20 protein-coding genes are annotated in these 21,864 nt (G+C 63.7%); 9 read left to right on the top strand and 11 right to left on the bottom strand.

The window, feature by feature from the left end; all coding sequences use genetic code 11:
* Positions 1–35 precede the first annotated feature (35 nt).
* Together CK230_RS22900 and CK230_RS22895 are read right to left on the bottom strand one after the other, a co-directional pair.
* Complete coding sequence (locus tag CK230_RS22900; protein WP_095819416.1) at positions 36–1,223, bottom strand: Gfo/Idh/MocA family oxidoreductase; 1,188 nt, start codon at positions 1,221–1,223, stop codon at positions 36–38.
* A gap of 153 nt (positions 1,224–1,376) precedes the next feature.
* The gene (locus CK230_RS22895) at positions 1,377–2,432 is read right to left on the bottom strand and encodes a sugar phosphate isomerase/epimerase (protein WP_095819561.1); all 1,056 of its coding nucleotides are present in this window, start codon (positions 2,430–2,432) and stop codon (positions 1,377–1,379) included.
* Positions 2,433–2,834: 402 nt separating this feature from the next.
* Here CK230_RS22895 and CK230_RS22890 point away from each other — a divergent pair, with 402 nt between their 5' ends.
* The 4 genes from CK230_RS22890 (at position 2,835) to CK230_RS22875 (ending at position 6,712) form a co-directional block, all read left to right on the top strand.
* Positions 2,835–3,722, top strand: a complete 888-nt coding sequence (locus CK230_RS22890) for a sugar phosphate isomerase/epimerase (protein WP_095819415.1) — start codon at positions 2,835–2,837, stop codon at positions 3,720–3,722.
* 56 nt (positions 3,723–3,778) lie between these two features.
* On the top strand, positions 3,779–4,948 hold the full coding sequence (locus tag CK230_RS22885) for a mandelate racemase/muconate lactonizing enzyme family protein (protein WP_095819414.1): 1,170 nt from the start codon (positions 3,779–3,781) through the stop codon (positions 4,946–4,948).
* Between the two features lie 2 nt (positions 4,949–4,950).
* Positions 4,951–5,667 (top strand): FadR/GntR family transcriptional regulator, encoded by a 717-nt coding sequence (locus CK230_RS22880; RefSeq protein WP_095819413.1) that lies wholly within the window; start codon positions 4,951–4,953, stop codon positions 5,665–5,667.
* A gap of 64 nt (positions 5,668–5,731) precedes the next feature.
* Positions 5,732–6,712 carry a hydroxyacid dehydrogenase gene (locus CK230_RS22875; protein ID WP_095819412.1) on the top strand — a complete coding sequence of 327 codons (981 nt, stop codon included), beginning with the start codon at positions 5,732–5,734 and terminating at the stop codon, positions 6,710–6,712.
* A 268-nt stretch (positions 6,713–6,980) separates the two neighbouring features.
* Here CK230_RS22875 and CK230_RS22865 read toward each other — a convergent pair whose 3' ends face one another.
* On the bottom strand, positions 6,981–8,276 hold the full coding sequence (locus CK230_RS22865) for an amidase (protein ID WP_095819411.1): 1,296 nt from the start codon (positions 8,274–8,276) through the stop codon (positions 6,981–6,983).
* A gap of 118 nt (positions 8,277–8,394) precedes the next feature.
* Between CK230_RS22865 and CK230_RS22860 the strand changes: the two genes are divergently transcribed.
* Positions 8,395–8,742 carry a GFA family protein gene (locus CK230_RS22860; protein WP_095819559.1) on the top strand — a complete coding sequence of 116 codons (348 nt, stop codon included), beginning with the start codon at positions 8,395–8,397 and terminating at the stop codon, positions 8,740–8,742.
* A 161-nt stretch (positions 8,743–8,903) separates the two neighbouring features.
* Here the strand turns inward: CK230_RS22860 and CK230_RS22855 are convergent, their stop codons facing one another.
* The 7 genes from CK230_RS22855 to CK230_RS22825 form a co-directional block, all read right to left on the bottom strand.
* Positions 8,904–10,007, bottom strand: coding sequence for an ABC transporter ATP-binding protein (locus CK230_RS22855; RefSeq protein ID WP_095819410.1), 1,104 nt, complete (start codon positions 10,005–10,007; stop codon positions 8,904–8,906).
* A gap of 106 nt (positions 10,008–10,113) precedes the next feature.
* Positions 10,114–11,220, bottom strand: a complete 1,107-nt coding sequence (locus CK230_RS22850) for an ABC transporter ATP-binding protein (RefSeq protein ID WP_095819409.1) — start codon at positions 11,218–11,220, stop codon at positions 10,114–10,116.
* The gene (locus CK230_RS22845; protein WP_095819408.1) at positions 11,217–11,438 is read right to left on the bottom strand and encodes a hypothetical protein; all 222 of its coding nucleotides are present in this window, start codon (positions 11,436–11,438) and stop codon (positions 11,217–11,219) included. The genes CK230_RS22850 and CK230_RS22845 overlap by 4 nt, the downstream gene beginning before the upstream one ends.
* A complete protein-coding gene (locus CK230_RS22840; RefSeq protein WP_095819407.1) occupies positions 11,435–12,391 on the bottom strand; it encodes a carbohydrate ABC transporter permease in 957 nt (318 codons plus the stop codon). The genes CK230_RS22845 and CK230_RS22840 overlap by 4 nt, the downstream gene beginning before the upstream one ends.
* 1 nt (position 12,392) lies before the next feature.
* Complete coding sequence (locus CK230_RS22835; protein ID WP_042640683.1) at positions 12,393–13,298, bottom strand: sugar ABC transporter permease; 906 nt, start codon at positions 13,296–13,298, stop codon at positions 12,393–12,395.
* 66 nt (positions 13,299–13,364) lie between these two features.
* On the bottom strand, positions 13,365–14,681 hold the full coding sequence (locus CK230_RS22830) for an extracellular solute-binding protein (protein WP_095819406.1): 1,317 nt from the start codon (positions 14,679–14,681) through the stop codon (positions 13,365–13,367).
* 390 nt (positions 14,682–15,071) lie between these two features.
* The gene (locus CK230_RS22825; RefSeq protein ID WP_095819405.1) at positions 15,072–15,728 is read right to left on the bottom strand and encodes a TetR/AcrR family transcriptional regulator; all 657 of its coding nucleotides are present in this window, start codon (positions 15,726–15,728) and stop codon (positions 15,072–15,074) included.
* Between the two features lie 159 nt (positions 15,729–15,887).
* Here CK230_RS22825 and CK230_RS22820 point away from each other — a divergent pair, with 159 nt between their 5' ends.
* The 3 genes from CK230_RS22820 (at position 15,888) to CK230_RS22810 (ending at position 18,418) form a co-directional block, all read left to right on the top strand.
* On the top strand, positions 15,888–17,084 hold the full coding sequence (locus CK230_RS22820; protein ID WP_095819558.1) for a Tm-1-like ATP-binding domain-containing protein: 1,197 nt from the start codon (positions 15,888–15,890) through the stop codon (positions 17,082–17,084).
* A gap of 11 nt (positions 17,085–17,095) precedes the next feature.
* Positions 17,096–17,938, top strand: a complete 843-nt coding sequence (locus tag CK230_RS22815; RefSeq protein WP_095819404.1) for a phosphoenolpyruvate hydrolase family protein — start codon at positions 17,096–17,098, stop codon at positions 17,936–17,938.
* A 63-nt stretch (positions 17,939–18,001) separates the two neighbouring features.
* Entirely contained in the window at positions 18,002–18,418 is a 417-nt protein-coding gene (locus tag CK230_RS22810; protein WP_095819403.1) for a cupin domain-containing protein, read from the top strand.
* A 216-nt stretch (positions 18,419–18,634) separates the two neighbouring features.
* Here the strand turns inward: CK230_RS22810 and CK230_RS22800 are convergent, their stop codons facing one another.
* Positions 18,635–19,825, bottom strand: coding sequence for a Xaa-Pro peptidase family protein (locus CK230_RS22800; protein WP_095819402.1), 1,191 nt, complete (start codon positions 19,823–19,825; stop codon positions 18,635–18,637).
* Between the two features lie 333 nt (positions 19,826–20,158).
* Between CK230_RS22800 and CK230_RS22795 the strand changes: the two genes are divergently transcribed.
* On the top strand, positions 20,159–21,769 hold the full coding sequence (locus tag CK230_RS22795; RefSeq protein WP_095819401.1) for an ABC transporter substrate-binding protein: 1,611 nt from the start codon (positions 20,159–20,161) through the stop codon (positions 21,767–21,769).
* The last annotated feature ends 95 nt before the right edge of the window (positions 21,770–21,864 follow it).

Here is a 21,864-nt window from a genome sequence, read left to right as displayed (position 1 = left end):
GTTCGCAGGCCGGCCTCACCTGAGTATCGGCACCCCTAGAGCTTCGTCCACGCCCCATTTTTCTTCGACGACTTCACGCAAGCCTCGATGAAGGCCATGCCCTCGACGCCGTCCGCGATCGTCGGGAAGACCACGTCCTTAGCCGGCTTGCCGCCTCTTCTGCGCGCCGCGCGGATGGCGCGGGCGGCCTCCTGGTAGATGTTGGCGAAACCTTCGAGATAGCCTTCCGGATGGCCGGATGGCACACGGGTCACACGCGCCGCAACTGGCATCGCGCCAGCGCCGGCCCGCGTCAAAAGCTGCTTTGGCTGGCCGAACGGCGTGTACCAGAGATAGTTCGGATCGGCCTGCACCCATTCCAACCCGCCCTTCGAGCCGTAGATGCGCAGCTTCAGCCCGTTCTCATGGCCCGGCGCCACCTGGCTTGCCCAGATCATGCCCTTGGCCGGATGCTTGTTGCCGACCGGCTTGAAGCGCAGCATGACATTGACATTGTCGTCGAGCTGGCGGCCCGGCACGAAGGCGTCGAGATCGGCCGACAAAGAATCCAGCTCCAGCCCCGAGACGAAACGGGCAAGGTTGTAGGCATGCGTGCCGATGTCGCCCAGCGCGCCGCCGGCGCCGGCCTGCTTGGGGTCGGAGCGCCACGAGGCCTGCTTCTGGCCGGTGGCGGCGAGATCCTCGGTCAGCCAGTCCTGCGGATATTCCGACTGCACGATGCGGATGTCGCCGAGCTGGCCCTTGGCCACCATGTCGCGCGCCTGCCGGATCATCGGATAGGCGGTGTAATTGTGGGTAAGCACAAACACCTTGCCGGCCTTCTCGACCAGGGCGGCAAGCTTCTTCGCCTCGGCCAGCGAGGTCGCCAGCGGCTTGTCGCAGATGACATGGATGCCGGCCTCGAGGAAGGCCTTGGCCGCCGGCACATGCACGTTGTTGGGCGTGACGATGGCCACCGCCTCGATGCCGTCGGGACGCTTGGCTTCCGCCTTGGCCATCTCCGCATAGGAGCCGTAGCTGCGTGCCGGATCGAGCCCGAGTTCCGCGGCCGAGGCCTTCGCCCGTTCCGGGTTCGACGACAGCGCGCCGGCCACCAGCACGAAGTCATTGTCCATGCGCGCCGCGATACGGTGTACCGCACCGATGAAGGCGCCCTGCCCGCCGCCAACCATGCCGTAGCGGATCGGGCCGCCTCCTGTTTCCGACTTCGATGCGCCGACCATTTTTTGTCCTCTCCTCTTGGTTGTCACCTCCCCCTTGAGGGGAGGTCGATCCGCGCAGCGGATCGGGTGGGGTCGCCCGGCGTGGAGCTCGGCATGAACCGACCCACCCGGCCCTTCGGGCCATCCTCCCCTCAAGGGGGAGCATAAATCGGGTCAAATCCCCATCATGGCGCGCAGCAGCTTCTTGTCGGTCGTGCCGGCGGCGAAATCGTCGAAGGCCTTCTCCGTCACCCGGATGATGTGATGCTGGATGAAAGGCGCGCCTTCGGCAGCGCCGTCCTCGGGATGCTTCAGGCAGCATTCCCATTCCAGCACCGCCCAGGAATCGTAATTATACTGGGTGAGTTTTGAGAAGATGCCGCCGAAATCCACTTGCCCGTCGCCAAGCGAACGGAAGCGGCCCGCCCGGTTTACCCAGCCCTGATAGCCGGAATAGACGCCCTGCCGTCCGGTCGGGTTGAACTCGGCATCCTTGACGTGGAACGCCTTGATCCGCTCGTGGTAGATATCGATGAATTCGAGATAGTCGAGCTGCTGCAGCAGGAAATGCGACGGGTCGTAATTGATGTTGCAGCGCTTGTGCCCGCCGACCGCGTCCAGGAACATCTCGAAGGTCGCGCCATCGAACACGTCCTCTGAAGGGTGGATCTCGTAGCCGATATCGACGCCATTGTCCTCATAGACATCGAGAATCGGCTTCCAGCGTTTGCCGAGCTCGCCAAAGGCTTCCTCGATCAGCCCCGCCGGCCGCTGCGGGAAGGGATAGAGGTAAGGGAAAGCCAGCGAGCCGGTGAACGACACCGAAGCGTTCAGCCCGAGATTGCGCGATGCCTTGGCGCCGAACTCCATCTGTTCGACAGCCCATTTCTGCCGCGCCTTGGGATTGTTGTGCACCGATGGCGGCGCGAAGCCGTCCATCTGCGCGTCATAGGCAGGATGCACCGCCACCAGTTGCCCTTGCAGATGCGTCGACAATTCGGTGATCTCGACGCTCGCGTCCGAGCAGATGCCTTTCACCTCGTCGCAATAGGCTTTCGACGAGGCTGCTTTCTTGAGGTCGAACAGGCGTCCGTCCCAGGTCGGAATCTGCACGCCCTTGTAGCCGAGGCCGGCCGCCCATTTGGTGATCGAAGCCAGTGAATTGAACGGTGCGGCGTCGCCCGCGAACTGCGCCAGAAACAGCCCGGGACCCTTCATCGTCGTCGGCATCGGCATCCTCCCTCTCTTGTTTTCGCGACCAAAGCATAGCGCCGATTTGAGCGAGGGCCAGCCTGTTTGGTCAGTCCTGACGGCATCGAAACGCCATGCCATTCTGGTAATACCAAATCTCGTAATTCGGTCAAGCGCCTGAAAGCCTCAAACGGGCGCCAACCTTGCTGTCAAATGGGCAAAATTTCCTCGCAAAATCATAGCATTGATCAGGACAGTCAGTGCCACCTGTCCGCTCCTTGCCGTATATTAAAATTTGCTGTAGAGGTCATGACAGGCCCAATTGGTCGAACCAGTTTCAAGGAAAATGCTGGCAACGCCTTGGGGAGGAAACGTGCGGCCGCCTCTGTCGGAGACGTCGCGGGGTAAAATGTGACAGGCGAATTCTGGGAAGGATAGACCATGCATCTTTCGACGCACAATTGGATGCGGGCGGAGCCGCTGGAGGTGACGCTGAAGCGCATCAAGAAGTTCGGCTACGAATCGATCGAGATTTCCGGCGAGCCCGAGCAGTACAAGACCAAGGAGACGCGCGCGCTCCTGAAGGAGCATGGCATCCGCTGCTGGGGTTCGGTGACGCTGATGCTGGGCGAACGCAACCTCGCCGCCAAGAACCAGGGCCAGCGCGAGCGGTCGGTCCAATATGTCAAGGACGTGCTCACCATGGTGAGCGAGCTCGACGGCGAGATCATCACGCTGGTGCCCGCGACCGTCGGCAAGGTCGTGCCGGACGGCACCGAGGCGGAGGAATGGGGCTGGGTGGTCGACGCCACGCGCGAATGCTTCACTCATGCCAAGAAGGTCGGCGTCAGGATTGCCGTTGAACCGCTGAACCGCTTCGAGACCTACCTCTTCAATCGCGGCGCCCAGGCGCTCGCGCTCGCCGACGCGGTGAGCCCCGAATGCGGCGTCTGCCTCGACGCCTACCACATCCACATGGAGGAATTTAACGTCTATGACGCGATCCGCCAGGTCGGAAAGCGCCTGTTCGACTTCCATGTCGCCGACAACAACCGCTTCGCCGCCGGCCTTGGCCAGATCGACTGGCCGAAGATCGTGCGCACGCTGAAGGAAGTCGACTATGACGGCGCGCTGACCAACGAATTCGTCGCGCCCGTCGACCGCACGCCGGCCGCGCCCTATCCGGAGATGGTCGAGCGCAATCCGGTCGACATCTCGCCCGAGCAGCTCAAATTCATCCAGGACCACGGCTCCAGCGTGCTTACGGAGAAATTCTACACCGACCAGATGCGCATCACCGCCGAAACGCTGCTGCCGCTGATCAAGTAGACCTCCGATCAAAGCTTGTCCTTCCGCCAGGCGGGCGGAGGGGGCGAAGGGAAAACATGCGCATCAAAAGCGTCCAGGCCTGGTGGGTCCGCATCCCGATCGAAGTCGCGAAGCAGCATCGCAGCGACTTCGGTCAGGTGACGACGTTTGACGCCGCCATTGTGCGCATCGAGACCGATGACGGCCTGGTCGGCTGGGGCGAAGGCAAGAACGCCGCCGGCAGCGCCGGCAGCTATGGCGCGCTCGTCCATATGCTCAACCACGAGATCGGCCCTCAGCTCATCGGCCGCGACCCCGCCGACATCGGCATCATCTGGGAGATGCTCTACAACGGCGTACGGCACGAGACGGCCGCGCATGCCGGCCATGCCATGCCGCAGCTGGCGCGGCGCGGCGTGAGCGTGGCGGCGATCAGTGCCGTCGACATCGCGCTCTGGGATATCCTCGGCAAGTCGCTCGGGCAGCCGGTGTGGCGGCTGCTCGGCGGCCGCAAGGTCGAGCGCATGCAGGCCTACGCTTCGGGCGGCTGGGCCTCCCCCGATGCCATCGGCGAGCAATTGAAATCCTACATCGCCAAGGGCGGCTTCAAGGCGCTGAAGATGCGCGTCGGCGCCATGGACGGTGCCCCGCATCTTTCGGCCGCGCGCGTGCGCGCCGCAAGGCAGGCGCTCGGTCCCGACATCGACCTGATGGTCGATGCGCACGGCACCTACACCGTCGCCGAGGCCAAGCGCTTCATCAGCCTCACCGCCGATCTCGACCTCGCCTGGTTCGAGGAGCCGGTGATCGCCGACGACAAGCCGGGCATGGCCGAGGTGCGCGCCTCGGGCTCGACGCCGATTGCGACAGGCGAAAGCGAGGCGACGCGCTACGCCTTCCGTGACCTGGCGGTGCTGAAATCGGCCGACATCTTCCAGCCGGATCCGGCGTTTTGCGGCGGCATCAGCGAGGCGATGAGGATCGGCACCATCGCCAGCGCCTTCAACCTGCGCTTCGCGCCGCATCTTTGGGCCGGCGCGCCCTGCTTCTTTGCCGGGCTGCATGTCTGCGCCGCCTCGCCCGCCAGCTTCATCATCGAATATTCGCTCGGCGCCAACCCGATGATCCACGACCTGGTCGAGGAGACTGTCGAAGCGAAGGACGGTATGATAGCGATCCCTGACAAGCCTGGATTGGGATTCACCATCGCCGAGCGATTCCTGGAGGCGCACGCGCAACGTATTTGACGATGAAAGAAAAGAACCTTCTCGCGGAACTCGCCGCCTATCTCTTCTCCAACTCGGACAACGAGTCCGGCCGCACGCCGTCGGAGCGCGAGCTGGCGGAACATTTCGGCGTCAGCCGCGGCCAGATCCGCGAGGCGCTGGCGATCCTCGAGGCCATGCGCATCGTCGAGCGGCGCGCCAAGTCCGGCATCTATATCGACACCAAGCAGGCAAGCGTGGAAGCGCTGGCACTCTTCGCCCGCGCCGGCCTGCCGCTCGATCCGGTGCAGATCTACGAGACCGTCGAGCTGCGCAAGATCCACGAGATCAAGGCGGCCGAGCTTGCCTGCTCGCGCGCCACCGAGGAGAACTTCGAGCGCCTGCGCGAGATCCTGAAGGCTTCCGAAGAACGCATCGCCGCCGGCGAGGGCCTCGCCAAGGAGGACCGCGAGTTCCACCTCGAGATCGTGCGCGCAACCAAGAACAGCGTCTTCCACAACATCTGTAGCGTCTATTACCTGATGGGCGAGCAGCGCCTGCCGATCTATTTCAACGATCCCGAACGCTCAGTGCGCTCGCATGCCGAGCACGTCCAGATCTACGAGGCGCTGCTGCGCCGCGACGGCAATCTCGCCCAGGCCCTGATGAATGCCCATCTGCAGGGCGCCGAGAGCTACTGGAAGGGGATCATCGAAGGCCACGGCACGGAGCCGAAAAGCGCGGCGCTCGAAAAGGCTTGAGCAATTCCAGGAAAAGTTTGACGCGGTTTTCCGTCCGGAATTGCGTGAAACAAATGGACCCTCCATGCGCAAGATCCTGACGACGCATCCGCTGCATCCTCGCGCCACGGCCATGCTGGCGGGCGCCGGACGGCTGGTCGTCGCTTCCGCGCTCGATCCCAAGACATTGACCGCTGAGGCCCGCGACGCAGACATCGTCATCGTGCGCGCGCCGCTGCCGCCGGAACTGTTTGCGGGTGCTTCGAACCTGCGCGCCGCGATCCGCCATGGCGCCGGGTTGGACATGATCCCGGTCGAGGCGGCGACCACCGCCGGCGTGCTGGTCGCGAACGTGCCCGCCGTCAACGCCCGCTCCGTCGCCGAGCATGTGATGCTCACCGCGCTTGCTTTGCTGCGGCGCTTCCGCGTGATGGACCGCGACCTGCGCGCCAAGGGCTGGCTTGCAGGGCGCGAGCATGCCAATTCGACCAGCGAGCTGGCCGGCAAGACGATCGGCATTGTCGGCCTCGGCGCGGTCGGCCAGGCTGTCGGCCATATCGCCGCGCACGGCTTCGACCTCAATGTCGTGGCGGCGACGCGCAGCCTGCGCCCGGCGCCCGAACGTGTCGGCTTCCTGTCGATCGACGCGCTGGTCGAGCAAAGCGACATCATCCTGCTCTGCTGCCCGCTGACGGACGAAACGCGCGGCCTGATCAGCCGCGAGCGCATTGCCCGCATGAAACCCAATGCGCTGCTGATCAACGTCTCGCGCGGTCCGGTGGTCGATGACGAGGCGCTGATAGAAGCCCTGCAAAAGGGCCGCATCGGGGGTGCGGCGCTCGACGTCTTTTCCACGCAGCCGCTGCCGCCCAACCATCCCTATTTCGGCTTCGACAATGTGATCATCACCCCGCATATGGCCGGCATCACCGAGGAATCGATGATGCGCATGGGCGTCGGCGCGGCGGGCGAGGCGCTGCTGGTGCTCGCCGGCAAGCTGCCGGTCAACCTGCGCAATCCGGAAGTGATCGAGCACTACCGGCAACGCTTTCCGGCTGGCGATTAATTCGCCCGGAGCGTTGCGACGACGCAGGCCGGAGACGCTGGCGGGACAGCGCCCCCCTCTGTCCTGCCGGACATCTCCCCCACAAGGGGGGAGATTTGCAGTTTCAACGCCGCGCTCGATCCTGCAGCGTCAGAGATTGGCGAAAGCCGGCGTGACGTCTGATCTCCCCCCTTGTGGGGGAGATGGCCGGCAGGCCAGAGGGGGGCGCGAAGGAACGCAACGGCAAATTTCCCTGACGCCAATTTTGCCTCGGCTCGCGGCATCCTCATCAACGGCCGAGCAAAGCCTCAACGGCTGCCGCGATGGATAGAAGCCGCCGATCTTCCCCATGCCTGCCCACCAGCATCAACCCGGCCGGCAGTTTCGTGCCGGGCATCGGCAGCGAGATCGCGCAGAGGTCGAACTGGTTGGCGACCTGCGTGTTGCGCAAGAGCAGCCCTTCGGTCCTGTCGCGCAACGCCTCGTCGCCGGCCATGGCGGCAATGGACGCCGCGACCATCGGCACGGTCGGCAATGCCAGCACATCAACCGTCTCCAGCCGCTCCGTCATGGCCGCCACAAGCTCCCCGCGACGGCGCATCGTGCGGATATAGGTCGAGGCGGGAACCGCCAGCGCGCGCGACAACGGCCCAGTGACATGCGGATCGACCGGCACCGAGGCGCGGCTCGCCAGCCAGTCGGCATGCACTTCGGCGCCTTCCATCGACGCGATCGTGCCGCTTCTGGTCGCCGCGCGCATCTCCGCGATGAGATCGTCGATGGACAAATCGGCGACACGCGCACCGGCTTGCCCGCTCCTGTCGATGCAGCCCTCGAAAGCTCCGGCGACCTCGGCTTGCATCTCGTCGAACAGCACGCCACGCGGGATGCCGATGCGCAAGGTCGCGAGCGATGCCGGCTGAAGCGCCGCCGGCTCATCTGCGGCCATGATCGCATCGGCAAGCGCGCAATCGGCGACGCTGCGGGCAAGCGGACCGATCGAATCCAGCGTCATCGACAGCGGAAAGGCTCCGGTCAAAGGCACGCGCTTCGCCGTCGGCTTCAAGCCGACGACACCGTTGAGCGCGGCCGGGATGCGCACCGAGCCGCCGGTGTCCGAACCGATCGACATGTCGCTCGTGCCCTCACCGACTGCAACGCCCGCTCCCGATGACGAACCGCCCGGGATCAGGCTTGCGTCGGCGGCATTGCCGGGCGTGCCATAATGCGGATTGTCGCCGATCGCGGTGAAGGCGAATTCGGTCATATTGGTCTTGCCGAGGATGACGGCGCCCGCGTGGCGCAGACGCTGCACGATTATCGCATCCCGCTTTGCCGGCGCGGCGCCGGCGTGGATCAGCGACCCGGCCCTCGTCGGCTCGCCGGCGACATCGAACAGGTCCTTGATCGAGACGATGCGCCCGTCGAGCGGGCCAACGCTGACGCCGGCCTTGCGGCGAGCGTCGGACGCATCGGCGGCTGCCCGCGCCGCCTCGCTATAGAGCTTCGTGTAGACCTTCTCGTCGGCCGCGCGATTGGCAAGACGTGACAGGATGTTTTCAAGACGGTCGCGGACGGATTGCATTTTCGATGTCGGGCCTTGCAAAGTTGCAGCGTCTTTTAGGCGCGGCCCGATGTTGGGCCGGCAAAGAGATAACCCGGCAAGCGTGCCTTTGCACCCTGCCAGCGATGGGAAGATGCTGATGCTGTACAAAGGCAGCTGCCACTGCGGCAAGGTGGCGTTCGAGGTCAAGGGTGAGATCGGCGGCGCGGTGCGCTGCAACTGCTCGATCTGCGCCCGCAAGGGCGCGCTGCTGTGGGCCGTGCCGCATGGCAGCCTGCGCCTGGTCGCCTGGGGCGATGACCTCGGCCGCTACACTTTCGGCAAGGCGCAAATCGCGCATCGTTTCTGCCGCACCTGCGGCATTCATCCGTTCGCCGAGGATGTCGGCGAAAGCGGCGAGCGAACGGCCTATATCAACGTCAACTGCCTCGAGGACGTCGATCTTGCCGTGGTGGAGGTCTTCGCGTTCGACGGTCGCGCCGCCTAGGCGGCGCCGGAACGTCCGTTTTCGCCAAGGAGGCCGGTGGCTTCGGTCATCGCATGATGGTGGATGGCTGACATGGTCAGAGGCGGTCGACCCGTCAGCCAGGCTGCCCGCCGGCTCTTGGCCTGGTCGGGCGCGGCGCGATAAGGCGGCAGGCGAAGCCGCTATCCTGCATGCCGCAGGCTCACCCCGCTGCCCTTGTCGAACATCACCACCTTGTCGGGATTCCAGGCAAAGCGCACGGCCTGTTCGATCGCGACATCTGTCCTGGCCGGCACGGTGGCGCGCAGCATGGTATCGCCGACCCTGAGCGTGAGGATCTTTTCCACGCCGTGGTTCTCGACATCGTGGACCTGGGCCTCTACCGGAGCGCTGCTTTCCAGATACACGTCCTCCGGACGGATACCGAAGACGAGTGGCCGGCCATCGGTCGCGCCACTCGTCCTGCCCCCGCCAAAACTCTTGCCCCCAGTTGCAAGCGGCAGTTCGAAATTCATCGGCGCCATCACCGCGCGGTCGTTGACCAGTTTGCCGTCGATCAGGTTCATCGGCGGCGAGCCGACGAAGCTCGCCACATAGGTGTCGCGCGGATTGTTATATATCTCCTGCGGCGTGCCGGTCTGGACGATGCGGCCATGGTTGAGGACGCCGACCTTGTCGCCCATCGACATCGCCTCGATCTGGTCATGCGTGACGAACAGGAAGGTGGCGCCGAGCTGCATCTGCAAATTCTTCAGCTCCGTGCGCAGCGCCTCGCGCAGCTTGGCATCGAGCGCCGACAGCGGCTCGTCCATCAGAAAGACGCGCGGCTTGCGCACGATGGCACGACCGATAGAGACGCGCTGCATCTCGCCGCCGGAAAGCCGGTCGGTCTTACGGTCGAGAAGATGCTCGATCCTGAGCGTGCGAGCAGCGCGAGCGACACGATCCTTGATCTCGGCATCCGGCAGCCGGCGGATCTTCGGCTTCAGTGGGAATTCGAGGTTCTCGCGCACCGTGTAGCGCGGATAGAGCGAATATTGCTGCAGCACCAGCGCCACGTCGCGCTCCGCGGCACCCCACCCGGCAACGTCGACGCCGTCGATCAGAACCTGGCCCTCGGTCGGCTTGTCCAGCCCGGCGATCAGGCGCAGCGTCGTCGTTTTGCCGGCACCGGTTTCGCCGAGCAGCACGAAGAACTCGCCGTCGGCAATGTCGAGGTTGAGGCCGGTCAGCGCGGTGTGGCTGCCGAACTTCTTGGTGATGTTCTTGAGCTCGATATGGGCCATGTCTACTGTCTCATTTCCATTTCGAGGGTGATCAGCCCTCCGCTATGGCTCCGGGCGTTCGATTGTTCGAAAGTCCAAATCGTTGGCCTTTCATGTCCTTCGGCCATCACAATCTCACCCCAAGCGACTTGCCGCTTGCCGTGTCGAAGAAATGCGCCTGCTCAGGATCGATGCGGACATGAACCCTCTCGCCGGGACCCGAGACGTAACCGGCTTTGGTGCGCGCGCGCAGCATCGTGGAGCCGACCTTGAGGTCGACGATGTCGAAGGATCCCAACGGCTCGATGATGCTCGCCTCGACCGGCATGTAGCCGGGCGCCGCATCGTGCCGGACAAGCACGCCCTCCGGCCGGATTCCCATCGTCAGGCCGCCATTGGCTGCATGCCCGTTGAGCTTGGACAGGAGTTGGTGGGGGAACTCGAAGCCCGCCGGCGCCTCGCCGACCGTCACGGAAGCGGCGCCGGCCTGATCCGCGACGCGGGCCTCGGCGATGTTCATCACCGGGCTGCCGACGAACTGTGCCACGAACAAATTAGCCGGGTGCGAATAGACCTCGTCCGGCGTGCCGACCTGCTGGATGAAGCCCTCGTGCATGATGACGATACGGTCGGCGAGGCTCATCGCCTCGATCTGGTCGTGGGTGACGTAGATCGTGGTCGACCCCTGCTTCACGTGCAGGCGCTTGATCTCGGCCCGCATCTCCTCGCGCAGCTTGGCGTCCAGCGCGCCGATCGGTTCGTCCATCAGCATCGCCTTCGGCCGCCGCACCAACGCCCGGCCGATCGCCACGCGCTGCATGTCGCCGCCCGAAAGCGCCGACGGCCGCTTGTCAAGCAGGTCGGTGATACGCAGGACCCGGGCGACCTCGCGCACGGACTTGTCGACCTCGCCGCTGCTCATGCGCGTGGCGCGCAGCGGAAAGGCGACGTTCTCGAACACCGTCATATGCGGGTAGAGCGAGAAGGACTGGAACACCATGGCGATGTCGCGGTCGGCGGCCTTGAGGTGCTGCACCGGCTTGCCGTCGATCAGGATGTCGCCCTTGTCGATCGTCTCCAGCCCCGCGACCGCGCGCAGCGTCGTGGTCTTGCCGCAGCCGGACTGGCCGAGCAGCACGATGAACTCGTTGTCGGCGATGGCGAGGTTCAAATTGTGGATGACCTGGACGGCACCGAAGAATTTCTCGATGCCGCGAAGTTCGATCTGCGTCACTGCCGGGCTCCCTCATGCGTCGCGGCGCCGGTTTCCTCGCTTTGCTCCGGCGCGATCTTGGACGTGATGTTGAAGCCGATCAGCCCGATCAGGATGATCGTCACGCCGTAGGAATGCAGGTTGAGGCTCCATGGCTGGCAGAGCGCGACGATGCCGAGCACCATCAGGATCTGCGAGGCCGGCAAAAGGTACTTCTCGTTGGCGGCTCGAAAACTCATTTGCGGATCGCCCCGAACGTCACGCCGCGAAGCAGATGGTTGCGCAGCAGGAAGGTGAAGATCGCGACCGGCAGCAGGAACAGGAAAGTGCCTGCCGCGATCGTGGTCCAATCCGGCAGACCGGAGCCGATCTGCGAAGGGATGAAGGGCGGCGCCGTCTGGGCGCGCCGGTTGGTCATGATCAGCGCGAAGGCGTATTCGTTCCAGGCAGTGATGAAGCAGAACACGGCTGTCGCAGCGATGCCCGTCGCCGCTTCCGGCAGCACGATCTTGAAGAAGGCCTGCATGCGCGTGTAGCCGTCGACGAGCGCTGCTTCCTCATATTCCTTCGGGATCTCATCCATGAAGCCTTTCATCAGCCAGACCGAGAAGGACAGGTTGAAGGCGACGTAGAGGATGATCAGCCCGATATGCGAGTCGTTGAGGCCGACCATCCGGTACATCAGGAACATCGGGATGGCGACCACCACTGGCGGCAGCATGCGCGTCGACAGGATGAAGAACAAAAGATCCGCCTCGCCGGCGATCTTGAAGCGGGAGAAGCCGTAGGCGGTGAAGGTTCCCATGCCGACCGCCAGCACCGTGCTGATCACCGCCACGATCAGGCTGTTCATGAACCGGTCGGGATATTGCGAAAGCTGCACGTCCTTGCCGACCTTCAGCACCCGCTCGCCGCCGTCATAGATGCGCTTTTCCCACCACGGCGCGGCCTCGTAGACTTGCGGGTCGACGGGCTTCTGCATCTGGACGCGCTTGGTGAACAGGCGGATGAACGGCGTCACTTCCGGCTGGAAAAGCACGGTCGGCGGCACGCTGACGGCGAGTTCCTTCGGCTTGAACGCCGTCGAGGCGATCCAGTAGATCGGCGCCAGGAAGATCAGCGTCGCGACCAGCACCGCGGCGATGGCGATGCGGTTGAAAGCGACCTCGGAAGAAGTGCGGACGGCGGCCATGTCAGCGCTCCTTCACCTTGTTGAGATACTTCACGTAGAGGTTGGTGATGGCCAGCACCATGATCAGCACGATGTAGGCCAGCGCGCAGGACTTGCCCGTATCCCACTGCTGGAAGGCCTGCTTGTAGAGCCGGATCGCGATCAGCTCGGCGGTCGGCTGGGTCGTCATCGTGTAGGCGATGTCGAAGGTCTTGAAAGCTTCCATGGTGCGGAAGATCAGCGCGATCAGAAGGATCGGCGAGACCAGCGGCAAGGTGATGCGGGTGAAGGTGTACCACCATCCGGCGCGGTCGATCGCGGCGGCCTCGTAGAGATGCTGCGGCACCGCCGACAGGCCGGCAAGCGACAAGAGCATGACGAAGGGCGACCACATCCATATGTCGGTGATCGCGACCGCGTAGAGCGCGCTGTCGGGATTGGAGAGCCAGGCGAAGTCGCCAAGGCCGAAGACGTAGTTGATCGGGCCCCAGGACGGGCTGTAGAGCAGCTGCCAGAACAGGCCGACGACCGCCGCCGACATCATCATCGGCAACAAAAGCAGCGTGGTGATCAGGCCCTTCATCGGAAAGGAGCGGTTGAGCAGCAGCGCAAGGCCGAAGCCGACGACCATCTGACCCGCCACCGAAACGATGACGTATTTCGCTGTGATGACGAAGTTCGACCAGATGTGGTCGTCGCTGAGCAGCTCGCGATAATTCTGCAAGCCGACGAATTGCCATGGCTCGCTGCGGTTTGCGGCGAAATTGGTGAAGGAATAGCCGAGCGAATAGATCAGCGGAAAAATGTTGAAGACGATCAGGAAAACCAGCGTCGGGATGATGAACAGGTTGCGGATGGTCAGATCCGACCAGCCGCGCGCGGCGGCCCTGGAGGCCGGATCAAGATTGGTGAGGGCTACCGAAGCCAACGAATGTCTCCCTGAAAACAGGAATGCCGGAGGGGAAACCCTCCTCCGGCATTCTGACTGTGGTGCTTACTTGTAGCGGTTGTACTTGGTGAAGGTCGCCTTCCAGTCGGCGGCGGTCTTGTCGAGCGCCTCCTGGGCGGTGCCCTTGCCGCCGACCACGAACGGATAGATGTTCTGGTTCAGCTGATCGAGCACTTCGGCGTATTCAGGCGTTGCCCAGAAGTCCTTGACCATGAACATCGTGTCGTAGAACGCCTTGTTGTAGGGCGTTGCGTTCTGGAAAGCATCCGACTTCAGCACGGCCTGGCTGCAGGTGTAGCCGCCGAGTTCGGCCCATTTCCTCTGGGTCTCGTCCTTGATGAACCACTGCAGGAACTTCATCGCCTCGTCCTTGTTCTTCGAATACGAGACGACCGAGATTCCCTGGCCGCCGAGAGCAGCAAAGCGCTTGCCGTCCGGACCGGCCGGATTGGCGAAGAAGCCGGTGGCGTCGGCATAGGGGTTTGTGGCCTTGTTCACCAGCGGCGGGAAGAAGGCGAAGAAGTTCATGCTCATGGCAGCGAGACCGCCGGTGATGGCCTGGTTGTCTTCCACGAAGAAGGTCTTGCCCCAGCCGGGAGGCGTGAACTTGTAGAGTTCTTTGTACATGTCGAGGCCGGCTGCAGCCTCTTTCGAATTGGTGATGCCGTCGACCTTGTAGGTGGCGTAGTCGCCGAGATCGCCGCCATAGCTGAAGATGGCGCTTTCGACGCCCATCGCCATCGCGTCATAGGAGTTGTCGGTGTAGATGGCGACGCCGTAACGCTTCTGGTCCGGACGGTGGAAGAACTCGGCGATGTCGCGCAGCTGCGCATACGTCGTCGGCACGGCGAGGTCGTAGCCGTACTTCGCCTTGAACGCTTCCTTCTCCTTCGGATCCTCGAACCAGTCCTTCCGGTAGGACCAGCCGATCGCGTCGCCTTCCAGCGGGATCGCCCAGTACTTGCTGGAACCACCTGGATATTCGGCATAGTATTTGATGGTCGCGGGCGCCATCACGTCGTTGAGCTTGTGCTGGTTGAAGAAGTCGGTCAGGTCGACATAGTGGCCTTGCGTTGAACCGGCGCCCAGCCATTGCGAGTCGCCGACAACCATATCGTAGGCGTCGCCATGCGCGTTGAATTCGGTGAAAGCCTTGGTCTGGAAGTCGGGCCACGGCGTGGTCTGAACCGTGACCTTCACGCCGGTCTCGGCCGTGTAGTCGTTGACGAGTTCCTGCAGGTAGTTCGCCGGATCCCATTCCGCCCAGAAGATGGTGAGTTCCTTGTCCTGCGCGCGGACGGATGTCCCGCAGGCAAGTGCCAACCCGATACCAGCGATCACGCTGGTCATTATCTTGCGCATAGTTTTCCTCCCTTGTGCGCATTCCACCGTGTCATGCGAGCCGGCGGTGAGGCCGACCCTGGTAGTTCCTCCTGTGATGCACCTCCCCGGTTCCGGGCCCTCCTCGCCTGCCGGAAATGGGTCGCAGCCTTTACTTTTGACCCGCGTTGTCGGTCTTAATCTGGTATTACCAATTTCAGCTTGGCGTCAAGCGCTTTCTTAAGCGTCCGATAGCAGCCGAACAAGCGGACCGTTGCGATATCTGGCTGTTTTCCCTTGTTTTTCCTACTCTGCGATATGTGGAGCCCTTGTCGCGGGCCGCCCACCACAACTAACATTCGAAACGGGCTTCGCAATCTGGTCGAACCAGATCTAAGCGGCTGTCAACTTTGACGCTGCCGACATTCCTGCTCATTTCGCTCCTGATTCCGCCATCGCGGCGCGCACCAGCGCCCCCGCCGCCCATTGCGCCACCGACATCATCTCGGCGCTGTCCAGCCCCCAGATGTCCTTCAGCACCGTGACCACCTCGACGCCGAACACCAGCGACAGCGCCTGCGCCAAGCGCCTGAACTGGCGCGGCTTCAGGCGGCCCTCGAGCGGCGTTATCGCGTCCTTCAGCAGGTCGACGCGATGGCCGCGCGTGAAGGCGGGCTCCGATCCGAGCGTGCCGGCCTGGCGCCGCGCCCATTGGTCGAGGGACAGCTTCAGCGCCGCTTTGAACGTCGCCTCGAAGGCTTCGATGCGCGGCATCGCGGTGGCGAAGAGGTCCGCCACGCGCCGCTCGGCATCATTCGACTTAGACTTCCAGTTGAGGATCGGGCCGAGCCCTTCATCGACCACGGCCTGCACCAGCGCCGCCTGGCTCGGGAAATACCGGTAGGCGGTTGCGCGTGAAACCTCCGCCGCCTCCGCGACCTCGCTGACCGAGGGCGTCATGCCGGACTGCATCAGCCTTGTCGCCGTTTCCAGCATCAGCCGCCTGGTACGGGCGCGCGCCCCCTTCTCGACGACCGGCGCCTGGGCGGCATCATCGCTTGAGGCGGCTTGTTGACGTGAGACATCCATACCAATACGATACGCGCGTCTCAAAAATTTACAATGGCGCAACGCCGGGCAAGGACGGGGTCTCCACCAGCGACGAGGCTTTTGCCGAGGAGCTTGAGCGCGGGGCAAAAAAGCAGGCGGGCGGCAAAGCCGACCATGGCCGACGACGGGGAAACGCGCATGAAGCGCATCTATGTGGTCGGCACCGCCGACACCAAAGGTGAGGAGCTCGCCTTCCTGGCCGATGCCGTCACTACTGCCGGTGGCGCGGTCGTGCGGGTTGATATCGGCACGCGCGGCGCCACCGTCCCGGTCGACGTCCCCGCAAACGAGGTCGCCGCGCATCATCCCAAGGGAGCCCACGCGGTTCTGGGCACCGATGACCGCGGCGCCGCCGTTGCGGGCATGGGCACCGCTTTCGCCAGTTTCATCCAGTCGCGCGCCGACATCGCCGGCGTGATCGGCATCGGCGGTGGCGGCGGCACCTCGATCGTCACTGCCGGCATGCGCGCGCTGCCGCTCGGCCTGCCGAAGCTCATGGTGTCGACGCTGGCCTCCGGCGATACCGCGCCTTATGTCGACGTGTCCGACATCATCATGATGCCGTCGGTGACCGACATGGCGGGACTGAACAGGCTCTCTCGCGTCGTGCTGCACAATGCCGCCCAGGCGATCGCCGGCATGGCCGCGAAACCGGCGCCGATCGCCGCCGGCAAGCCGGCGCTGGGGCTCACCATGTTCGGCGTCACGACGCCTTGCGTGACGGCGATCGTCGACCGCTTGCGCGCCGACTACGACTGCATGGTTTTTCACGCCACCGGCACCGGCGGCCGCTCGATGGAAAGGCTCGCCGGCAGCGGTCTGCTCGCCGGCGTGCTCGACATCACCACGACCGAGGTCTGCGATTTGCTGTTCGGCGGCGTGTTGCCGGCGACGGAAGATCGCTTCGGCGCCATCGCCCGCACGAAATTGCCCTATGTCGGCTCAGTGGGAGCGCTCGACATGGTGAACTTCTGGGCACCGCCGACAATTCCGGAGCGCTACCGCGGCCGTCGCTTCTACGAGCACAATCCCAACGTCACGCTGATGCGCACCACGGCGGAGGAATGCCGCCGGATCGGCGAATGGATCGGCGGCCGCCTCGCCCGCTGCGACGGTCCGGTCCACTTCCTGATCCCGGAAAAAGGCGTCTCGGCGCTGGATATAGAAGGCGGCGCCTTCTTCGACCCGGAGGCCGATCAAGCGCTGTTCGATGCCATCGAGCGCACGATCGAGCCGACGAAAGACCGCACCGTGACGCGCCTGCCGCTGCACATCAACGATCCCGCATTCGCCACGGCCGCCGCCGAGGCTTTCCTCGACATTGCCAGCAAGTGAGACAAAAAGGCATGGCCGCCATTCCGCGCAAAACGATCCTGGAGAAATTCCGCAAGATGATTGCCGACGGCGTGCCGATCGTCGGCGGCGGCGCCGGCACCGGCCTCTCGGCCAAGGCCGAGGAAGCCGGGGGCATCGACCTGATCATCATCTACAATTCCGGCCGCTACCGCATGGCCGGGCGCGGCTCGGCCGCTGGCCTGCTCGCCTATGGCAACGCCAACGAGATCGTCAAGGAGATGGCCTATGAGGTGCTGCCGGTCGTGAAGAAGACGCCGGTGCTGGCCGGCGTCAACGGCACCGATCCCTTCGTCATCATGCCGCTGCTGCTCTCCGAGCTGAAGACGATGGGCTTTTCCGGCGTGCAGAATTTTCCGACCGTCGGCCTGTTCGACGGCACCATGCGCCAGAGCTTCGAGGAGACCGGCATGGGTTTTGGGCTCGAGGTCGACATGATCGCCGAAGCGCACAAGCTCGACCTTCTCACCACGCCCTATGTCTTCAATCCGGATGAGGCGCGCGCCATGACCAGGGCCGGCGCCGATATCGTCGTCGCCCATATGGGCGTCACCACGGGCGGCTCGATCGGCGCCACCTCGGCGAAGACCCTCGACGCCTGCGTCAAGGAGATCGACGCCATTGCCGATGCCGCGCGCTCGGTGCGCAAGGACGTCATCCTGCTCTGCCATGGCGGGCCGATCTCGATGCCCGATGACGCGCGCTACATCCTCGAGCGCTGCGAGGGGCTGCACGGCTTCTATGGCGCAAGCTCGATGGAACGGCTGCCGGCCGAGGCGGCAATCGCCAGGCAGACGGCGGATTTCAAGGCGGTCGCGCTGGGGCATCGGACCTAAAAGTGGAAGCCGGTTCTGGGAAATCCGATGCCCCGACAAAAATGAAAACGAAGGGATGAGGCAATGGCCGACAAGAGCAAAGTGTTCGTCTACCCGAAGGATGTCAGCGCCTTCGGCTTCGATTGGGGCAGACTGTCGCTGACCGTCGCGCCGGAAGTGAACGGCGCTGAGCGCTTCTCCGGCGGCGTCGTCGACCTGCCGCCCGGCCAGGGCCACACCCGCCACAACCATCCGGGCGCCGAGGAGATCATCTTCGTCATCTCCGGCCATGGCGAGCAGATGGTGGAGGACGAGAAGGGCAATCCGGTTGTGGCGAAGGTCGGCCCCGGCTGCACCATCTATGTGCCGGAAAGCCGCTTCCATTCGACGCTCAACACCGGCGACCAGCCGATGCAGCTCTTCGTCGTCTATTCGCCCGCGGGGCCTGAGTTGGCACTTCGCGATCTGCCGGATTTCAGGCTGCTGCCGGCGGGGCAATAGTAGATTTAATTCCTGTCCAGGGCAGCGCTGCCCCTCATTGTCCTGCCGGACATTTCTCCCCGAATAGTGACGGGGAGAAAGACGCTTTCATCTGCGCTTTCGCCAATTTTCGAAGTTGCAAGACGAGCGCCGAGATAGCAGCAGCTCCCTTCTCCCCGTCACTATACGGGGAGAAGGTGCCGGCAGGCGGATGAGGGGCAGCGCCAGCCTTTCGCTTTATGCAGCCCCACCCCTGTTCCACCCCCTACCGCGATCGCCGAACATCACATAACCGCTGTCCGTCACCGCGACCGTATCCTCCAGCTTGATGAAACCACGCGTCGGGTGGAGCATGGTCGTCTCGACCGACAGCACCATGTTCTTTTCCAGCGGCTTTGCCGCATAGGTGCCTTCATAGGCGACCGGATGGTTGGTCATCAGGAACGGCGCCTCATGCGTGATCAGCCCCATGCCATGGGCGAAAAAATCCGTATAGGCCGCGACCTTCGAGGCCTTCAGCAGGCTTTCCGCATGCGAAATCATGTCGCCGCCCAGCGTGCCTGCCTTGACCTTTGAAAAGGCTGCCTGCTGCACCGCTTCGACCTCGGCCAGCAGATCCTCCAGCTCGGCATCCGGCTCGCCGAGCACGCCCATTCGGCAGAGGTCGCCGATATAGCCGTGATAATTGCCGCCGGAATCGATCGACAGCACCTCGCCCTTTTTCCACGCCTGGCTGGACGAAGCGCGGTTGTGGCTGGAGCCCAGCGTCAGCAGGCAATATTCGAAATGCGCGCCGCGATTGGTCTCCTCGCGCCTTAGCCGCTCGATGATATCGGCCTTTGTTGTTCCTTCGCGCGCCCAGGCGATCGTCGCCAGCATCGAGTCGGTGATCAGTTCGGACGCGATGCGCAGCTGCTCCAGCTCCGCCTCGGTCTTGATGGCGCGCATGCTCTCAAGCATGCCGGTCGCATCGATCAGCTTCGCGTCCGGCAACGCCTTGCGGACCAGCGCATAGGCGTCGGACGGCAGGAAGCCCGGCTCGATGCCGATGCGGGCGGCTTCCTTGCCGATCTTGCGTAGGTGCTCCACTGCCAGATTGGCGGCATCGAGCGTGCCCCAGCAGGCGGCGTGCAAGGTCGGCGTCCAGAACGGATGGTTCTGATGCTCGCCGCCTTCCATCTTGTTGCCGATATAGGCCGCATGCTCCGGCCCGCCCTTCTCATAAAGCACGATCGGCAGATAGCGGCTGTGGCCGATGGCATCCATCGCCGCGAAGAAGATGAACTTGTAGCCGCCGAGCAGATATTGCGTGTTGTGCTTGGAGGTGGCGAAGAGCACGTCGATGCCGGCCTCTTCCATCAACCGGTCCACCCGCGCCTGGTCGAACGGAACGCTGCTGACCTCGGCCTTGCCCGGAGCAATGTTCATCTGCCTCTCCCTATCTTCATCGGCTGCAGGAGCGCCGAACGTTATGATTTATGGCTGTCAGTCAAATCTGCATCATTTTGGCCGCTCTGGTCTAGCCAGAATTGACCAAATGGCGCCAAGGGCGATTTCTGTCTGAGCCTCGGCACCTGCTTCGTCATAATCTGGTCCTACCAGACAAGGACATCGGAGTGTCTTTCGACTGGCTGGTCCAGCGGACGGAAATTTCAAAGCCAAGCCATGATGCGCCAAATCCGTCTCTGGCGAAACCGTTGCCGAGAGCCATAATCACGGCATTGGCGCACCTGCCACGGTGCGAAGAGGGGAGTTTGAACGATGTCCGAATTCACGATTTCACGCCGCGGCCTGCTGGCCGGTTCGGCCCTGCTGCTGGCTTCGACCGCGCTGCCGACCATCGGCTTTGCGCAGACGCCGAAGAAGGGCGGCCGTCTCGTTCTGGCCGCCGATTCCGAACCGCGCAACCTCAACCCGGCGATCGTCGCCTCCAACGGCGTCTTCTTCATCTCCAGCAAGATCGTCGAGACGCTGGCCGAAGCCTCCTTCGACGGCAAGGACGGGCTTCAGCCGCGGCTCGCGCTTTCCTGGGAAGGTGCGGCCGACGGCCTGTCGGTGACCTTCAGATTGCGCGACGGCGTCAAATGGCATGACGGCAAGCCCTTCACCGCCGCCGACGTCGCCTTCTCAGCGCTGCAGATCTGGAAGCCGCTGCAGAATCTCGGCCGCACCGTGTTCAAGGATCTGGAGGCCGTCGACACACCGGACGACCTCACCGCAATCTTCAAATTCGCCAAACCGACGCCGTTCCAGCTGATCCGCAACGCGCTGCCGGCGCTGTCGAGCGTCGTGCCGAAGCACCTTTATGAGGTGGGCAAGATCGAGGAAAACCCGGCCAACAACGCGCCGGTCGGCACCGGTCCGTTCAAATTCGCCGAATACAAGGCCGGCCAATATTACCGGCTGACGAAGAACGACGCCTATTGGGGTAAGGACGAGCCCTATCTCGACGAGATCGTCTACCAGGTGCTGCCGGACCGCACGTCCGCCGCGGCTGCGCTCGAAGCCGAAGAGATCCAGCTCGCCGCCTTCTCCGCCGTGCCGCTCGCCGATCTCGACCGGATCTCCAAGGTGCCGGGACTGAAGGTCATCACCAAGGGTTATGAGGGGCTGACCTATCAACTCGTCGTCGAGATCAACCACCGCCGCAAGGAACTGGCCGATCTGAAAGTGCGGCAGGCAATCGCCCATGCCATCGACAAGGATTTCGTCGTCAAGACGGTCTTCCTCGGCTACGCCGCGACCGCCACCGGCCCGGTGCCGAAGAACGACCCGCAATTCTACACCGCCGACGTGCCGACCTATCCTTTCGACGTCGCCAAGGCCAATGCGCTGCTGGACGAAGCCGGTTACAAGCGCGCCGATGACGGCAAGCGCTTCGCGCTGAAGCTTTTGCCGGCTCCCTATTTCAACGAGACGAAGCAGTTCGGCGATTACCTGCGCCAGGCGCTCGCTGCCATCGGCATCGACGCCGAGATCGTCAACAACGACTCGGCCGCCCACATCAAGGCCGTCTACACCGACCATGCCTTCGACCTCGCCGTCGGCCCGCCGGTGTTCCGCGGCGATCCGGCGATCTCGACCACCATCCTGGTGCAGAGCGGCATTCCCGACGGCGTCCCCTTCTCCAACCAGGGCGGCTACAAGAACGCAGAGCTCGACGCGCTGATCGTCAAGGCGTCCGAGACGCTCGACACCTCGGCTCGCACCGAGCTCTACAAGGAGTTCCAGAAGAAGGTGGCTGCCGATTTGCCGCTGATCAACGTTGCGGAGTGGAGTTTTATCAGCGTCGCGCGCGATAGGGTGGGCAACATCGCCAACAACCCGCGCTGGGCGGTGTCGAACTGGGCGGACACCTATTTGGCGGGCTGATCCGGCACTTGCGGATCGGCAGTCGGGGTGCTCAGCTTCGAGAATGAGAGTTCCTTACCGTAGAGCGCGACCTCGGAGGATTGCGAGCAGCGTCC

It is taken from the genome of Mesorhizobium sp. WSM3859 (genome assembly GCF_002295065.1).
GTDB lineage: Bacteria > Pseudomonadota > Alphaproteobacteria > Rhizobiales > Rhizobiaceae > Mesorhizobium.
The sequence above is the reverse complement of the archived record's forward strand: the minus strand, read 5'-3'. Positions and strand labels throughout refer to the sequence as shown.

Excerpts from the sequence above, each read along its gene's own strand:
- CK230_RS22855 (WP_095819410.1), bottom strand. The coding sequence starts at position 10,007 with ATGGCCCATATCGAGCTCAAGAACATCACCAAGAAGTTCGGCAGCCAC.
- CK230_RS22815 (WP_095819404.1), top strand. The coding sequence starts at position 17,096 with ATGGCCGCCATTCCGCGCAAAACGATCCTGGAGAAATTCCGCAAGATG.
- CK230_RS22800 (WP_095819402.1), bottom strand. The coding sequence starts at position 19,825 with ATGAACATTGCTCCGGGCAAGGCCGAGGTCAGCAGCGTTCCGTTCGAC.
- CK230_RS22860 (WP_095819559.1), top strand. The coding sequence starts at position 8,395 with ATGCTGTACAAAGGCAGCTGCCACTGCGGCAAGGTGGCGTTCGAGGTC.
- CK230_RS22845 (WP_095819408.1), bottom strand. The coding sequence starts at position 11,438 with ATGAGTTTTCGAGCCGCCAACGAGAAGTACCTTTTGCCGGCCTCGCAG.
- CK230_RS22890 (WP_095819415.1), top strand. The coding sequence starts at position 2,835 with ATGCATCTTTCGACGCACAATTGGATGCGGGCGGAGCCGCTGGAGGTG.
- CK230_RS22895 (WP_095819561.1), bottom strand. The coding sequence starts at position 2,432 with ATGCCGACGACGATGAAGGGTCCCGGGCTGTTTCTGGCGCAGTTCGCG.
- CK230_RS22795 (WP_095819401.1), top strand. The coding sequence starts at position 20,159 with ATGTCCGAATTCACGATTTCACGCCGCGGCCTGCTGGCCGGTTCGGCC.
- CK230_RS22900 (WP_095819416.1), bottom strand. The coding sequence starts at position 1,223 with ATGGTCGGCGCATCGAAGTCGGAAACAGGAGGCGGCCCGATCCGCTAC.
- CK230_RS22840 (WP_095819407.1), bottom strand. The coding sequence starts at position 12,391 with ATGGCCGCCGTCCGCACTTCTTCCGAGGTCGCTTTCAACCGCATCGCC.
- CK230_RS22820 (WP_095819558.1), top strand. The coding sequence starts at position 15,888 with ATGAAGCGCATCTATGTGGTCGGCACCGCCGACACCAAAGGTGAGGAG.
- CK230_RS22875 (WP_095819412.1), top strand. The coding sequence starts at position 5,732 with ATGCGCAAGATCCTGACGACGCATCCGCTGCATCCTCGCGCCACGGCC.
- CK230_RS22810 (WP_095819403.1), top strand. The coding sequence starts at position 18,002 with ATGGCCGACAAGAGCAAAGTGTTCGTCTACCCGAAGGATGTCAGCGCC.
- CK230_RS22880 (WP_095819413.1), top strand. The coding sequence starts at position 4,951 with ATGAAAGAAAAGAACCTTCTCGCGGAACTCGCCGCCTATCTCTTCTCC.
- CK230_RS22830 (WP_095819406.1), bottom strand. The coding sequence starts at position 14,681 with ATGCGCAAGATAATGACCAGCGTGATCGCTGGTATCGGGTTGGCACTT.
- CK230_RS22865 (WP_095819411.1), bottom strand. The coding sequence starts at position 8,276 with ATGCAATCCGTCCGCGACCGTCTTGAAAACATCCTGTCACGTCTTGCC.
- CK230_RS22825 (WP_095819405.1), bottom strand. The coding sequence starts at position 15,728 with ATGGATGTCTCACGTCAACAAGCCGCCTCAAGCGATGATGCCGCCCAG.
- CK230_RS22885 (WP_095819414.1), top strand. The coding sequence starts at position 3,779 with ATGCGCATCAAAAGCGTCCAGGCCTGGTGGGTCCGCATCCCGATCGAA.